This is a genomic window from Enterobacter sp. R4-368 (assembly GCF_000410515.1).
Lineage (GTDB): Bacteria > Pseudomonadota > Gammaproteobacteria > Enterobacterales > Enterobacteriaceae > Kosakonia.
The window spans coordinates 229,629-243,045 of sequence record NC_021500.1; the positions used below are offsets into that span (position 1 = coordinate 229,629).

Below are 13,417 nucleotides of genomic sequence, written 5' to 3' on the forward strand. Positions count from 1 at the left end.
GGGCGACCTGCCCCACAGTGTCTTATTTTATCGCACCAGAACACACATCGGTCGCAGGCTTAACCGCCTGAAAGAGAATGTGTAAAAGGCACAGGCCAGAAGGTACGGGCAATGTTGAAATTTATCCTACGTCGCTGTCTTGAAGCGATCCCAACACTTTTCATTCTTATTACCATCTCGTTCTTTATGATGCGTCTCGCGCCGGGAAGTCCATTCACCGGTGAACGTGCGCTGGCGCCAGAGGTCATGGCGAATATTGAAGCGAAATATCATTTAAACGACCCGATCACCACGCAATATTTCAGTTATCTGAAACAGCTGGCGCATTTCGATTTCGGGCCGTCATTCAAATACAAAGACTACACCGTGAATGACCTGGTAGCGGCAAGCTTCCCGGTTTCCGCAAAATTAGGTGCGGCGGCATTTATTCTGGCGATTGTCTTTGGCGTTACGGCCGGTGTCGTAGCCGCGCTTAACCAGAATACCCGATGGGACTATACGGTGATGGGGCTGGCAATGACCGGGGTCGTTATCCCGAGCTTCGTTGTCGCGCCGTTATTGGTGATGATCTTCGCCATCGTGCTGAAGTGGCTGCCAGCGGGCGGCTGGAATGGCGGGGCACTGAAATTCATGATCCTGCCGATGGTGGCGTTGTCTCTGGCTTATATTGCCAGCATTGCACGTATCACTCGCGGTTCGATGATTGAAGTTTTGCACTCTAACTTTATTCGCACTGCGCGTGCCAAAGGGTTGCCGATGCGCCGGATCATTTTCCGCCACGCGCTCAAACCCGCGCTGCTGCCAGTGCTCTCCTATATGGGCCCGGCGTTTGTCGGCATCATTACCGGTTCCATGGTTATCGAGACCATTTATGGTCTGCCGGGTATCGGCCAGCTGTTCGTTAACGGCGCGCTGAACCGTGACTATTCGCTGGTGCTGAGCCTGACCATTCTGGTTGGCACGCTGACCATTCTGTTTAACGCGATTGTTGATGTGCTGTATGCCGTTATCGATCCGAAGATTCGTTATTAATACTGGAGTTCGCCATGATGTTAAGTAAGAAAAACAGCGAGGCGCTGGAAAACTTCAGTGAGAAACTGGAAGTCGAAGGACGAAGCCTGTGGCAGGACGCACGTCGTCGCTTTATGCATAACCGTGCTGCGGTAGCAAGCCTGATCGTACTGCTGCTGATAGCCCTGTTTGTGACATTAGCACCGATGCTGTCGCAGTTTAGTTATTTCGATACCGACTGGGGCATGATGTCCAGCAAGCCGGATATGGAGTCCGGTCACTATTTTGGTACTGACTCTTCGGGGCGCGACCTGCTGGTGCGTGTGGCAATCGGCGGACGTATCTCGCTGATGGTGGGTATCGCTGCGGCGCTGGTGGCCGTTATCCTGGGAACGCTGTACGGTTCACTTTCCGGCTACCTGGGCGGCAAAACGGACTCGGTGATGATGCGTTTGCTGGAGATCCTCAACTCCTTCCCGTTTATGTTCTTTGTGATCCTGCTGGTGACGTTCTTTGGGCAAAACATTCTGCTCATCTTTGTTGCTATCGGCATGGTTTCCTGGCTCGATATGGCGCGTATTGTGCGTGGTCAGACCCTGAGCCTGAAACGGAAAGAGTTTATCGAAGCGGCGCAGGTCGGCGGGGTTTCTACCGCTAATATTGTTGTGCGCCACATTGTGCCAAACGTACTGGGCGTGGTGGTGGTGTATGCCTCACTGCTGGTGCCAAGCATGATCCTGTTCGAATCCTTCCTGAGCTTCCTCGGTCTGGGTACCCAGGAGCCGCTAAGCAGCTGGGGCGCGCTGTTAAGCGATGGTGCGAACTCGATGGAAGTGTCGCCGTGGTTGCTGCTGTTCCCGGCAGGTTTCCTGGTTATCACTTTGTTTTGTTTTAACTTTATCGGCGATGGCCTGCGTGATGCCCTCGATCCGAAAGACCGTTAAGGAGTGCTGTTATGAGCATAACTGAAACCTCATTCGCGTCGGCGACGCAGCAGCAATCCAATCTCCTGCTGGACGTGAAAGATCTGCGTGTGACCTTCCAGACCCCGGATGGCGACGTCACGGCGGTGAATGACCTGAACTTCTCGCTGCGTGCCGGTGAAACGCTGGGTATCGTGGGTGAATCGGGTTCCGGTAAATCCCAGACGGCGTTTGCTCTGATGGGGTTGCTGGCGGCGAACGGGCGCATTGGCGGCTCGGCGACGTTCAACGGCAAAGAGATCCTTAACCTGCCGGAGCAGGCGCTGAACAAACTGCGCGCAGAGCAGATCTCGATGATTTTCCAGGACCCAATGACCTCGCTGAACCCGTATATGCGCGTGGGTGAGCAGTTGATGGAAGTCCTGATGTTGCACAAAGGCATGAACAAAGCGGAAGCATTTGAAGAGTCCGTAAAAATGCTCGACGCGGTGAAAATGCCGGAAGCACGTAAACGCATGCGCATGTATCCGCATGAGTTTTCCGGCGGTATGCGCCAGCGTGTCATGATCGCAATGGCGTTGTTATGCCGGCCAAAACTGTTGATCGCCGATGAACCGACCACTGCGCTGGACGTGACCGTACAGGCGCAGATCATGACCCTGTTGAACGAGCTGAAACGCGAATTCAACACCGCAATCATTATGATCACCCATGATCTGGGCGTTGTTGCTGGTATCTGTGACAAAGTGCTGGTGATGTACGCTGGCCGTACCATGGAGTATGGCAAAGCGCGCGATGTGTTCTATCAACCATCGCATCCGTACTCTATCGGCCTGTTGAATGCCGTACCGCGCCTCGACACGGAAGGCGAAGCGTTGTTGACCATTCCTGGCAACCCGCCGAACCTGCTGCGTCTGCCGAAAGGCTGCCCGTTCCAGCCGCGCTGCCCGCACGCGATGGAAATCTGTAACAGTACTCCACCGCTGGAGGAGTTTGCCCCGGGCCGTTTGCGCGCCTGCTTTAAATCGGTGGAGGAACTGGTATGAATACCGCGATTGATGAGAGAAAAGTGCTGCTGGAAATCGCCGATTTAAAGGTGCATTTCGACATCAAAGATGGCAAGCAGTGGTTCTGGCAACCGCCGAAAACCCTGAAAGCGGTTGATGGCGTTACGCTGCGTCTGTACGAAGGGGAAACCCTCGGTGTGGTGGGCGAATCCGGTTGCGGCAAGTCGACTTTCGCCCGTGCCATTATTGGCCTGGTGAAAGCCACCGACGGAAAAGTGGCCTGGCTGGGTAAAGATCTGCTGGGCATGAAGCAGGAAGAGTGGCGCGACGTGCGCAGCGATATCCAGATGATATTCCAGGATCCGCTGGCATCACTGAACCCACGTATGACTATCGGTGAAATCATCGCCGAACCGCTGCGCACCTATCATCCGAAAATGTCGCGCCAGGAAGTGCGCGATCGCGTTAAAACGATGATGATGAAAGTGGGACTGCTGCCGAACCTGATTAACCGCTATCCGCATGAGTTCTCCGGTGGCCAGTGTCAGCGTATCGGTATTGCCCGCGCGCTGATCCTCGAACCGAAACTGATCATTTGTGATGAGCCGGTTTCCGCGCTGGATGTTTCAATCCAGGCGCAGGTCGTTAACCTGCTGCAGCAACTGCAACGTGAAATGGGGCTGTCGCTAATCTTTATCGCCCACGACCTGGCGGTGGTTAAGCATATCTCCGACCGTGTGCTGGTGATGTATCTCGGCCATGCTGTAGAGCTTGGCACTTATGACGAGGTGTACCAGAACCCGCTGCATCCATATACCAAAGCGCTGATGTCGGCGGTGCCGGTTCCGGATCCGGATCGGGAAAAGAACAAGACGATACAGTTGCTGGAAGGGGATTTGCCGTCACCAATCAACCCGCCGTCGGGCTGCGTGTTCCGTACTCGCTGCCCGATTGCCGGGCCTGAGTGCGCGCAGACACGTCCGGTGCTGGAGGGCAGCTTCCGTCATGCGGTCTCCTGCCTGAAAGTCGACCCGCTATAATCCACGCATATAAAAAGGGCTGACAACTGTCAGCCCTTTTTCTTTTCTCTTTCCGCGCTTATTCGCGCCAGAGAATATGGCAAAGTTTGTGATCTTTTTCGCGGCACAGTAAGACGCGTGCGAAGATGTCATTGATCTCGCCGCCATCGGTATCCGCAAGGCCAATGACCACCTCAGCGAAGAAGTCCGGGTTTAAATCGTAATCCACATGTTCCTGCCAGTCTTCGCCCGGATCAAACAACTCAGCGCCGCCACGCTCTTCAAACTGTAAGTTGAAAAGAATGATGTCCGCCGGGTCGAGATTATCCGCTGCCAGTTCGAGGAAGATGTCGTAAGCCTGCTCAAGGGTTTCGTCTTCGGTCAGGCGATTATTCAGATCCATTTCCATGATTACCTCTTCGCGTCTGTTGGGCACGTTTTACAGCAACGGACTGAAGAAGTAAAACAGTCGTTCAGCAATGCGGTGCCAGAACGGCCGTTTTACCCACAATCGCGCATCAAGTAAGCGGGAGCGGGAGATGTAATCATCCTGTACGGCCGCCAGATCGCCACCGAAACCGGCATCGTCAATCACCAGCGTGATTTCGAAATTCAGCCACAGGCTACGCATATCCAGATTTACAGTACCAATGAGGCTCAGTTCGCCATCCACCAGCACGCTTTTGGTATGCAGCAGACCGCCTTCGAACTGGTAAATCTTTACGCCTGCGGCCAGCAACTCGCCAAAAAATGCCCGACTGGCCCAGCCGACCAGCAGCGAATCGTTTTTGCGCGGCAGAATAATACTCACGTCCACACCGCGCTGAGCAGCCGTACAAATCGCATGCAGCAGGTCGTCGCTGGGCACGAAATAGGGCGTGGTCATAATTAAATATTCGCGCGAGGCGTAGACAGCGGTCAGCAATGCCTGATGGATCAGATCTTCCGGAAAACCAGGCCCGGAAGCAATGGTGTGAATGGTGTGGCCGCTGGCCTCCTCAAAAGGCATGATGTTGGCGTCCGGCGGCGGGGGAAGAATGCGTTTTCCGGTTTCAATTTCCCAGTCGCAAGAGTAAACAATCCCCATTGCCGTAGCGATCGGACCTTCCATGCGCGCCATCAAATCGACCCACTGACCGACGCCAGCATCTTGCTTAAAGAAGCGCGGATCAACCAGATTCATACTGCCGGTGTAGGCGATGTAATTATCTATCAACACGATTTTCCGGTGCTGGCGTAAATCCATGCGGCGCAGAAAAACACGCATTAAATTCACTTTCAGCGCTTCGACCACTTCAATGCCGGCGTTTCGCATCATGGTTGCCCACGGGCTGCGGAAAAACGCCACGCTGCCGGCAGAGTCCAGCAACAGCCGACAGTGTACGCCGCGGCGCGCTGCGGCCATTAACGATTCGGCCACCTGATCCGCCATTCCGCCGGGTTGCCAGATGTAAAACACCATCTCAATATTGTGGCGGGCGAGCTGGATGTCGCGGATCAATGCCTGCATGACATCATCGGTTGAGGTGAGTAGCTGCAACTGGTTGCCCTTAACCCCGGCGATCCCCTGACGTCGCTCGCAAAGCTTGAAAAGAGACGACGCCACACCGCTGTTTTCAGTGGCAAAGATATGCTTGAAATTTTTCAGATCATTCAGCCACTTGGCAGTCGAAGGCCACATAGCGCGGGCACGCTCGGCGCGACGTTTTCCAAGGTGCAGCTCACCCAGGGAAAGATAGGCGATGATCCCAACCAGCGGCAGGATGTAAATAATCAATAACCACGCCATCGCAGAGGTGACCGCGCGGCGCTTCATCAATATGCGCAGTGTTACACCAGCAATCAGTAGCCAGTAACCCAGGACAATCAGCCAACTCATTACCGTGTAAAAAGCGGACATAGATAAAAATCCTTTTTAAAAACCGTATTTCATGAGTGTACGCATCCGCATTCATCTGGCAAATAAAAACGCCGAAAAGCGCTGGCCTGGCGAAGTTGACGGACTATAATGGCGTTTCTGTTAAGTTTTGAGTTGTAAAAATGAAGCGTAGTCGAACGGAAGTGGGGCGCTGGCGTATGCTGCGGCAGATGAGCCGCCGTAAAGCGCGCTGGCTGGAAGCGCAATCACGACGCAATATGCGCATCCACGCCATCAGGAAATGTGGCGTAAACCGTCATCGTAATGTGCTGTTATTCGCTATTTACGATCTTTAATATCCGGGCACCGAAAAGGTGCCCGCGATCGTTTCTGGACTTAGTGCTAAAGAGGGAGTTGTCGTATGTCGGTAATGGATAGTCTGCTGGCTTTTACCTTCGCCGCCACGCTTTTGACATTAACACCGGGGCTGGACACGGCGCTGATACTACGCACCGCGACCGTTGAGGGGCGCAAAGAGGCCTTCAAGGCACAGATGGGAATCAACACCGGTTGCCTTATCTGGGGCGCAATGGTGGCGTTTGGTCTGGGCGCACTGATCGCAGTCTCTGAGCTGGCGTACAATATCCTGAAATATTGCGGTGCTGCCTATTTATGCTGGTTGGGCATGAACATGTTGCTGCGCCCGCGCAGATCGTTTGCGGCGGTAGACGCAAGCGATACGAAATCGCAGAACTGGTTTATCAAAGGGATGTTCGGCAACGTACTTAACCCGAAAGTGGGCATTTTTTATGTCTCATTTTTGCCGCAATTTATTCCGCAGGGGCAACCGCCGATCGCGTGGACGTTTGGCCTGGTTTTTATTCACCTTTTACTGGGCACCTGCTGGTCGACGCTACTGATTTCTGCCACGCGCCCGCTGGCGTCATTCCTGCGTAAAGAAAAAGTCATACGCTGGATGGATCGTTGCACGGGCATGGTCTTTTTGCTGTTTGCCACCCGTCTGGCGCTGAGTAAACGTTAATATTGTCCGGTAACCCATATGAATAAAGAAGCCTTTATCTTTCTCAGTATTGCCATTGTGATGGAAGTGATTGCCACCACGGCGCTGAAATCTTCCGACAGCTTTACCCGTTTGTTACCCGCTATTATCAGTATCGCCGGGTATTGCATCGCATTCTGGTGCCTGACAATTACGATGCGCACTTTGCCTACCGGGGTGATTTATGCCATCTGGTCAGGTGCAGGTATTGTGCTGATAGGTCTTGCTGGCTGGCTTGTACACGGGCAAAAACTGGATATGCCGGCAATCATGGGAATGGGGTTAATTATCGCCGGGGTGGTGATTATTAATCTTTTTTCCAAAAGCGTTGGGCATTAAATAATAAAAACCCGACCTGGCGTTCTGCCTGTCTATATATACCGCAGGAAGCGGGTATATGTTGGTTGCGGGTGAGTTCGTTAATACGCCGCGATTTGCACAGGCGATCAACTCACCAGCCGGATGTGAAATGCTGCCGGGTTCTGAAGCCGCCTGTAATATAAAAGACCCGCCGTGGCGGGTCTTTTCTTTTTAGAATACTTTTTTGAACGGCTTCACCGTTACGTTCTGGTAAACCCCGGCAGCGACGTAGGGATCGGCTTCTGCCCAGGACTTCGCCGCTTCCAGCGATTCAAACTCAGCAATCACCGTCGAGCCAGTGAAACCCGCCGCTCCCGGATCATTGCTGTCAACAGCCGGCATTGGGCCAGCCGTAAGCAGGCGGCCTTCATCGTGCAGCAGTTGCAGTCTTGCCAGATGGGCAGGGCGCACAGACAAACGTTTTTCGAGCGAGTCAGCAATATCTTCAGCAAAAATAACGTACAGCACGGGCAGAACTCCTTACAGATAAGAAAGCCATACCCTATGTGAAAGGTGAAACGACTGCAATGTAAAGATGACAATGCGATAACAGCCATGCAAAGTATGCGGTTTTTTTTACTCATTTACCCGACTAAATGGCCTGCGCATGCGATGGCTTGTTGAATATGATTGCTATTTGCATTTAAAATCTAGCTCTGGTTTTTTAACTGACACGATTATGACTTCAATGACCCTCGATTTACCTCGCCGCTTTCCCTGGCCGACGCTATTGTCCATCGGTATTCACGGTGCTGTCGTGGCGGGTCTGCTCTATACATCGGTACATCAGGTCGTTGAACTTCCTGCGCCCGCGCAGCCTATTACGGTAACGATGGTTTCGCCTGCCGATCTGGAACCTCCCCAGGTTGCTCAACCGCCGGAGCCGGTGGTTGAACCGGAGTCCGAGCCGGAACCCGTTCCTGAGCCTCCGAAAGAAGCGCCAGTGGTGATTGAAAAGCCCAAACCGCAGCCAAAACCTAAGCCAAAACCAAAACCGGAGAAAAAGGTCGAGCAGCCGAAGCGCGAAGTCAAACCGGTAACGCCGCAACCGGCCTCGCCGTTCCAGAATAATGCGCCCGCACGCCCGGTCGCGAATCCGACGCCGTCGGCAACAACCCAGCCAGCACCGGCTGTTCCTGCCGGCCCGCGCGCGCTGAGTCGCAATCAGCCGCAGTATCCGGCCCGCGCGCAAGCGCTGCGCATCGAAGGCCGGGTAAAAGTGAAATTTGACGTCACCTCAGATGGCCGTGTTGAGAACGTTGAAGTATTGTCGGCGCAACCGGCGAATATGTTCGAGCGTGAAGTAAAAGCGGCAATGCGCAAGTGGCGTTATGAGTCCGGGAAACCGGGTTCGGGATTAATTGTGAATATTGTGTTCCGCCTGAACGGCGGTGCCTCAATGGAATAAAAAAAGCCTCCGTAAGGAGGCTTTTTTCTTATGCCTGCGGTAACGGGCGCGGTTTACCTTCATTATCCACTGCGACGTAAATAAACAGCGCTTCCGTTGCTTTATAGCGCTGACCAATTGGCTCGGATGAGACCTTCTTCACCCACACTTCAATATTAATCGTCACTGATGTGTTGCCCCGTTTAACGCAGCGTGCATAGCAGCACACCACGTCGCCCACCGCGACCGGTCGAAGAAAAGTCATGCCGTCAACGCGCACCGTCACCACGCGACCATGCGCAATTTCCTTGGCTTGTATTGCCCCGCCAATATCCATTTGTGACATTAACCAGCCGCCGAAGATATCGCCGTTGGCATTGGTGTCTGCTGGCATTGCTAATGTGCGTAAAACAAGATCTCCCTGGGGAGTGTCCTGAAGGGTTGTCATTGTTATCTCTTCTGCTATGAGGGATTTATGGCGGGATGCTACTACGAATGCGGGGCGTTCGGAAAGAAAAAAGCCAGGCACGAGAGCCTGGCTTTCATTCTCAGGATTTGTCGTCCTGCGCGGGCATATGGCGGTAGATATAAACACCGCTCAGCACGGTGAAGAGCAGTGTCAGGGCGGTTAAGCCAAACACTTTGAAATTCACCCAGATATTTTGCGGCAGCCAGAAGGCAATGTAGATATTTGCCAGACCACACAAAATAAAGAACAGTGCCCATGCGATGTTCAGCTTGCCCCAAACGGCCTCCGGCAGCGCGATCTCTTTGCCGAGCATGCGCTGGATCAGTGGCTTTTTCATTACCCACTGGCTGAAGAGCAGCGCAGCAGCGAACAGGGCGTAAATCACCGTCACCTTCCATTTAATAAACTCATCGTTATGGAAGAAAAGGGTCAGCCCGCCGAATACCGCGACCAGCACAAAAGTAATCAGCGCCATCTTTTCCACTTTGCGATAGCGCACCCAGCTGTATATCAGCACGATAGCGGTCGCGATGATCAGCGCAGTGGTCGCCGCATAGATATCGTACAGTTTGTAAAAGGCGAAAAAGACCACTAACGGCAGAAAATCAAGAAACTGCTTCATTCTACGATTCCATCATAAGGGGTTGCCCACAGATGTGGGCAACCGGAACAATCACGAACGCATCAACATATAGAGGCGGAACAGATAAACCAGCAGCGCTGCGGAAATCAGGTTGCTCAACGTATTGGCAATCACTTCGCCGCCTTCTACAGTGAACACCGCAAAGTTATGGGCAAACAGCAGCAGGAATGTTTTCGCCAGTAACCAACCTAACACTGCCGGAGCGACAAGACGCATATTCGCCCAGGCAAGACGCATGCTGTTACGCATGGCAGCGAAAATCCCCGTTTTATCCTGCACCAGTATCACCGGGGCGAAAGCGAGCAGGATCGCCAGAATGACGCCCGGGACAATCACAAACATAATGCCGATTTGCACGATAAACGTGGTCAGCAGGATCAGTAAAAATAGCTTCGGCAACAGTGGGGCGCTGGCACCAATCGCCCGCAACGCGCTGATGCGCTGACCCGCAGAAATCATCTGGATCATCAGCAGCACGCCACCAGCGAGAATCGCATTGCCAACAAGGCCGGAAAACGTCGACGCCGCAGAGGCGCGGAGCAGCACTTGTTGCTGCTCCGGCGTCATATTTTGCACCAGTTCAAACAACCCGACGCTGCCTGCAAGATTATCCCCTTCACTTAAAATGGAGAGTTGCTCATCACTGGGCTTAAAGGCGCTCCCAAGTAAGAACGTGATAAACGCACAAAGCAGCGCGATCAGTAAAATGGTAACGAACTGATTACGAAAAAAATTCCCCGTGTCACGGTAAACGGACTTCGCCGTGATAGACATGCACTCTCCTTGAGTATAGCGGTGTTAAATTGCGGGCAATTGTACCCCGAATACACTCTCAGTGGCAGCATCGCTGCTTGTATGGAAAAGCATATCTTTGTAAAGAGGCGCTAAACCGTAGCGCGCGCGAGCACGATCGCAGGCTTCATTAACCTTTCCGTCTTCGCCGGACATCGCAAATTCCCGGCAGGGAGAGGGTCTGTTCGCATAAATACTGCAACTGGCCGACTCGCCGGGCGTACCCTGCAGCGCCGTACAGCGGCTCTGCTTTTGGTTGGTTCCGCTCATGCAGCGCAGAAAGGGGGTTAGCGGCTCGGTGAGTTGAGCCGGGACAGGGCCGCCAGCGTCATCCGCTTCAGCCCAATAGAAAGAGACTCGAAAATACGCACAACAGGCTCCGCACGACATGCACGGATTCACATCACTCATAGCACACCTGCACTTAACCACGCATCAACATAAATTGTCAGGCCAATAAATTATCGCTGCCGCAGAACGCGCACAAGATGGGCGAACAGGTATTTTTTTAACCGCCTCACAAAGCGGAAATTGATTTAAATACAAAAGTTAATGAGTGTAACGAGTAGTGAAAATTAACCCAGATCAATGAATGTTAAATTACGGGGTCAAGTGTGATCTGTGTTGGATCACTTTGTACTCAGTTATAGGTATATTCACGGCGCGATAAAAACCTTAAACATGGAGTGGATATGAAGAAGTTAGCCGTGGCAGCATTGATCCTGAGTAGTCTTTCTACAGGTGTATACGCGCATGAAGCTGGCGAGTTTTTCATTCGAGCCGGTTCTGCGACGGTACGTCCGACGGAAGGTTCTGATAACGTTTTAGGCGCTCTGGGCAGTTTTAATGTCAACAATAACACCCAACTTGGTGTCACGATGAGCTGGATGGCGACCGACAACATCGGCGTTGAATTACTGGCCGCGACGCCGTTTCGCCACCGCGTTGGCACCGGTCCAACCGGCGACATCGCCACTGTGCACCACCTGCCGCCGACATTGATGGCGCAGTGGTATTTCGGTGATTCACAGAGCAAATTGCGCCCATATCTTGGGGCAGGCGTAAACTACACCACTTTCTTTGATGAGAAATTTAACGATACCGGGAAAGCGGCCGGGCTGTCGGATCTGAGTCTGAAAGACTCCTGGGGCGTGGCGGGGCAAGCTGGTCTGGATTACTTAATCAACCGCAACTGGCTGATTAACATGTCAGTCTGGTGGATGGATATTGATACGGATGTGCGTTTTAAAGCGAATGGTGAGCAACAAAGCGTACATACTCGCCTGGATCCGTGGGTATTTATGTTCTCTGCTGGTTATCGTTTTTAAGCGTATTGTGGAAACTGGTTTCACAATAACCAGTTTCCACGCACTTCTATGCCATATCACCATGCGGCTTTCTTTTAGCGTATGTAACCGCTCCCCAGCGCCATCACGCTACGCGCACCAACCACAAAGATCACCGTAAGCCACGGGATAAACCCTCGTTTGTCCAGACCTCATGTTGCGCGGCCAAATGCGAGATGACGCATTACGAATGTCAGCGTTTAATTTTTTTCGCGCAGCTATCAGAAACCTGATGGCGCATTCAGCGCCGTAAACGAACGCGCGACTCGCAATAGCGGCACGTCATATACGCACCCGCAACACAGAGTGTCAACGGCACAAAAAAGCTGAAATCCATGCCGGTGAATTCCATCAGTAGCACAATGGCAGTGAGCGGCATTTGCATCGACGAGGCGAGAAAAGCCGCGCCACCGGTCAGCGCGAATTCCGCCATACTGCCACCGGGGAAAAATTGCCCAACCAGCAGGAACATCAGCGCTCCCAGCAGGGCACCGATCGCCAGACCTGGCGTGAGCAGGCCGCCTTCGGCTCCGCTGCGCAGCACCATCCAGATACTCAGCACTTTCAACCCGATCAACATTGCCGCCAGCGGCAGCGTAACGCCTCCGCCAAAACTGAGTTGCACCGGACCGCGCCCATTGCCCGGTAATTGCGGAAACCAGATAGCGAGCAAGCCGAGACAGGCAAAAGCGATAAAACAGAAGACCGGCATCTGCCAGTTGGTTTTCACCTGTGCGCGCGCGTTTTTGGTCATCCGCCGGAACAGACTGGCGGCATAGCCGAACAACGGGCCGGACAAGGTAGCCCAGATAATCAAGGACAGGTGCGCGGCGGGGGCGGTAAAAAGATATTGTCGCTCGTTGCCCAGTACCAGCGATGCCACGAACGCAGCGAGAGCGGAGGTGACAATGGCGGCAATGACCGCATCCCAACTGATCGTGACCAGCAACACCTCGAGGGTAAAAATCGCGCCCGCCAGCGGGACGTTATATACCGCCGCCAGCCCGGCACCTGCGCCGCAGGCGATCACCAGCCTCGTCTCTTGCGCATTTAAGCCGATATGCCGCGCGATCCCACCGCCAAACAGGGCACCAACTTCTCGCGGTGCGCTTTCACGCCCGAGCGGCGAGCCCATCGCCACGGTAACAACTTGCAAGAGCGCATGAGTTAAGGTGGTGAAAGCAGGCATCGGGCGCTGAACATCTTTTAGCGCAGCGACCACACCGACACGTTTTTTTGCATAGCGCGCCAGGAGCCACCAACCCCAGCCTGCCACCACACCCGCGGCAGCAAGAGAAGCAAAACGGCGCAGGGCGCTGGCATCCGTTACGCCCTGCAGAAATGGTGCGCCGCCGATCAGCGATTGCTGGCTATAACCAAAAGCGAGGTGCTGGATGGCATGCAGCAGAAGGGCGATCAACATGCCAGCCGCGCCGGAAAGCAGCCCGGTCAACAACAGGGCCAGCCAGCGACGTTGCCAGCAAGAATCAGGGGTCTCACGCATGGTGTTTTTATCGGTGTCATAATTTTTAGGATTATTAT

The 13,417-nt window shown here is 53.5% G+C and carries 17 protein-coding genes; 9 read left to right on the forward strand and 8 right to left on the reverse strand.

All coding sequences use genetic code 11. From position 1 onward, the window contains the following. Positions 1-111: 111 nt before the first annotated feature. The 4 genes from oppB to oppF are packed head-to-tail and all read left to right on the forward strand — an operon-like array spanning position 112 to position 3,981. Complete coding sequence (oppB, locus tag H650_RS01090; protein ID WP_016495840.1) at positions 112-1,032, forward strand: oligopeptide ABC transporter permease OppB; 921 nt, start codon at positions 112-114, stop codon at positions 1,030-1,032. Positions 1,033-1,046: 14 nt separating this feature from the next. Further along, positions 1,047-1,955, forward strand: coding sequence for an oligopeptide ABC transporter permease OppC (oppC, locus tag H650_RS01095; RefSeq protein WP_016495841.1), 909 nt, complete (start codon positions 1,047-1,049; stop codon positions 1,953-1,955). A gap of 11 nt (positions 1,956-1,966) precedes the next feature. After that, entirely contained in the window at positions 1,967-2,980 is a 1,014-nt protein-coding gene (locus tag H650_RS01100) for an ABC transporter ATP-binding protein (protein ID WP_016495842.1), read from the forward strand. Beyond that, positions 2,977-3,981, forward strand: coding sequence for a murein tripeptide/oligopeptide ABC transporter ATP binding protein OppF (oppF, locus tag H650_RS01105; RefSeq protein ID WP_016495843.1), 1,005 nt, complete (start codon positions 2,977-2,979; stop codon positions 3,979-3,981). The genes H650_RS01100 and oppF overlap by 4 nt, the downstream gene beginning before the upstream one ends. Positions 3,982-4,039: 58 nt before the next feature. Here oppF and H650_RS01110 read toward each other — a convergent pair whose 3' ends face one another. Together H650_RS01110 and cls are read right to left on the reverse strand one after the other, a co-directional pair. Then, the gene (locus H650_RS01110) at positions 4,040-4,369 is read right to left on the reverse strand and encodes an HI1450 family dsDNA-mimic protein (protein ID WP_016495844.1); all 330 of its coding nucleotides are present in this window, start codon (positions 4,367-4,369) and stop codon (positions 4,040-4,042) included. A 30-nt stretch (positions 4,370-4,399) separates the two neighbouring features. Continuing rightward, on the reverse strand, positions 4,400-5,860 hold the full coding sequence (gene cls, locus H650_RS01115) for a cardiolipin synthase (RefSeq protein ID WP_016495845.1): 1,461 nt from the start codon (positions 5,858-5,860) through the stop codon (positions 4,400-4,402). A gap of 140 nt (positions 5,861-6,000) precedes the next feature. Here cls and H650_RS25605 point away from each other — a divergent pair, with 140 nt between their 5' ends. The 3 genes from H650_RS25605 to H650_RS01125 all read left to right on the forward strand — a co-directional run bounded on the left by H650_RS25605 (position 6,001) and on the right by H650_RS01125 (position 7,217). Continuing rightward, a complete protein-coding gene (locus H650_RS25605; RefSeq protein ID WP_017457170.1) occupies positions 6,001-6,174 on the forward strand; it encodes a YciY family protein in 174 nt (57 codons plus the stop codon). Between the two features lie 65 nt (positions 6,175-6,239). Next, a complete protein-coding gene (locus H650_RS01120; protein ID WP_016495846.1) occupies positions 6,240-6,860 on the forward strand; it encodes a LysE family translocator in 621 nt (206 codons plus the stop codon). 18 nt (positions 6,861-6,878) lie between these two features. Continuing rightward, complete coding sequence (locus H650_RS01125; protein ID WP_016495847.1) at positions 6,879-7,217, forward strand: SMR family transporter; 339 nt, start codon at positions 6,879-6,881, stop codon at positions 7,215-7,217. A 192-nt stretch (positions 7,218-7,409) separates the two neighbouring features. Here H650_RS01125 and H650_RS01130 read toward each other — a convergent pair whose 3' ends face one another. Further along, positions 7,410-7,706, reverse strand: a complete 297-nt coding sequence (locus H650_RS01130) for a YciI family protein (protein WP_016495849.1) — start codon at positions 7,704-7,706, stop codon at positions 7,410-7,412. A gap of 220 nt (positions 7,707-7,926) precedes the next feature. On the opposite strand from H650_RS01130, the gene tonB reads away from it, so the two are divergent. Next, on the forward strand, positions 7,927-8,646 hold the full coding sequence (gene tonB / locus H650_RS01135) for a TonB system transport protein TonB (RefSeq protein ID WP_044489344.1): 720 nt from the start codon (positions 7,927-7,929) through the stop codon (positions 8,644-8,646). A 28-nt stretch (positions 8,647-8,674) separates the two neighbouring features. On the opposite strand, the gene yciA is transcribed toward tonB, so the two are convergent. The 4 genes from yciA to H650_RS01155 form a co-directional block, all read right to left on the reverse strand. Then, positions 8,675-9,073, reverse strand: a complete 399-nt coding sequence (yciA, locus tag H650_RS01140; protein ID WP_017457174.1) for an acyl-CoA thioester hydrolase YciA — start codon at positions 9,071-9,073, stop codon at positions 8,675-8,677. A gap of 100 nt (positions 9,074-9,173) precedes the next feature. After that, positions 9,174-9,716: a septation protein A gene (locus H650_RS01145; protein ID WP_016495852.1), complete on the reverse strand. Its 543-nt coding sequence runs from the start codon at positions 9,714-9,716 to the stop codon at positions 9,174-9,176. A 51-nt stretch (positions 9,717-9,767) separates the two neighbouring features. After that, entirely contained in the window at positions 9,768-10,511 is a 744-nt protein-coding gene (locus H650_RS01150; RefSeq protein WP_016495853.1) for a YciC family protein, read from the reverse strand. A 24-nt stretch (positions 10,512-10,535) separates the two neighbouring features. Continuing rightward, entirely contained in the window at positions 10,536-10,940 is a 405-nt protein-coding gene (locus H650_RS01155) for a YkgJ family cysteine cluster protein (RefSeq protein WP_044489346.1), read from the reverse strand. Between the two features lie 281 nt (positions 10,941-11,221). On the opposite strand from H650_RS01155, the gene ompW reads away from it, so the two are divergent. Next, positions 11,222-11,857, forward strand: a complete 636-nt coding sequence (ompW, locus tag H650_RS01160) for an outer membrane protein OmpW (protein WP_016495855.1) — start codon at positions 11,222-11,224, stop codon at positions 11,855-11,857. 259 nt (positions 11,858-12,116) lie between these two features. On the opposite strand, the gene H650_RS01165 is transcribed toward ompW, so the two are convergent. After that, complete coding sequence (locus H650_RS01165) at positions 12,117-13,379, reverse strand: chloride channel protein (RefSeq protein ID WP_044489638.1); 1,263 nt, start codon at positions 13,377-13,379, stop codon at positions 12,117-12,119. Between the last annotated feature and the right edge of the window lie 38 nt (positions 13,380-13,417).

What these genes read in the sequence shown, in the direction of transcription:
- H650_RS01100 (WP_016495842.1), top strand. Translation starts at nt 1,967, where the DNA reads ATGAGCATAACTGAAACCTCATTCGCGTCGGCGACGCAGCAGCAATCC.
- H650_RS01165 (WP_044489638.1), bottom strand. Translation starts at nt 13,379, where the DNA reads ATGCGTGAGACCCCTGATTCTTGCTGGCAACGTCGCTGGCTGGCCCTG.
- oppB (WP_016495840.1), top strand. Translation starts at nt 112, where the DNA reads ATGTTGAAATTTATCCTACGTCGCTGTCTTGAAGCGATCCCAACACTT.
- H650_RS25605 (WP_017457170.1), top strand. Translation starts at nt 6,001, where the DNA reads ATGAAGCGTAGTCGAACGGAAGTGGGGCGCTGGCGTATGCTGCGGCAG.
- H650_RS01145 (WP_016495852.1), bottom strand. Translation starts at nt 9,716, where the DNA reads ATGAAGCAGTTTCTTGATTTTCTGCCGTTAGTGGTCTTTTTCGCCTTT.
- H650_RS01150 (WP_016495853.1), bottom strand. Translation starts at nt 10,511, where the DNA reads ATGTCTATCACGGCGAAGTCCGTTTACCGTGACACGGGGAATTTTTTT.
- H650_RS01125 (WP_016495847.1), top strand. Translation starts at nt 6,879, where the DNA reads ATGAATAAAGAAGCCTTTATCTTTCTCAGTATTGCCATTGTGATGGAA.
- oppC (WP_016495841.1), top strand. Translation starts at nt 1,047, where the DNA reads ATGATGTTAAGTAAGAAAAACAGCGAGGCGCTGGAAAACTTCAGTGAG.
- oppF (WP_016495843.1), top strand. Translation starts at nt 2,977, where the DNA reads ATGAATACCGCGATTGATGAGAGAAAAGTGCTGCTGGAAATCGCCGAT.
- H650_RS01110 (WP_016495844.1), bottom strand. Translation starts at nt 4,369, where the DNA reads ATGGAAATGGATCTGAATAATCGCCTGACCGAAGACGAAACCCTTGAG.
- ompW (WP_016495855.1), top strand. Translation starts at nt 11,222, where the DNA reads ATGAAGAAGTTAGCCGTGGCAGCATTGATCCTGAGTAGTCTTTCTACA.
- cls (WP_016495845.1), bottom strand. Translation starts at nt 5,860, where the DNA reads ATGTCCGCTTTTTACACGGTAATGAGTTGGCTGATTGTCCTGGGTTAC.
- yciA (WP_017457174.1), bottom strand. Translation starts at nt 9,073, where the DNA reads ATGACAACCCTTCAGGACACTCCCCAGGGAGATCTTGTTTTACGCACA.
- tonB (WP_044489344.1), top strand. Translation starts at nt 7,927, where the DNA reads ATGACCCTCGATTTACCTCGCCGCTTTCCCTGGCCGACGCTATTGTCC.
- H650_RS01120 (WP_016495846.1), top strand. Translation starts at nt 6,240, where the DNA reads ATGTCGGTAATGGATAGTCTGCTGGCTTTTACCTTCGCCGCCACGCTT.
- H650_RS01155 (WP_044489346.1), bottom strand. Translation starts at nt 10,940, where the DNA reads ATGAGTGATGTGAATCCGTGCATGTCGTGCGGAGCCTGTTGTGCGTAT.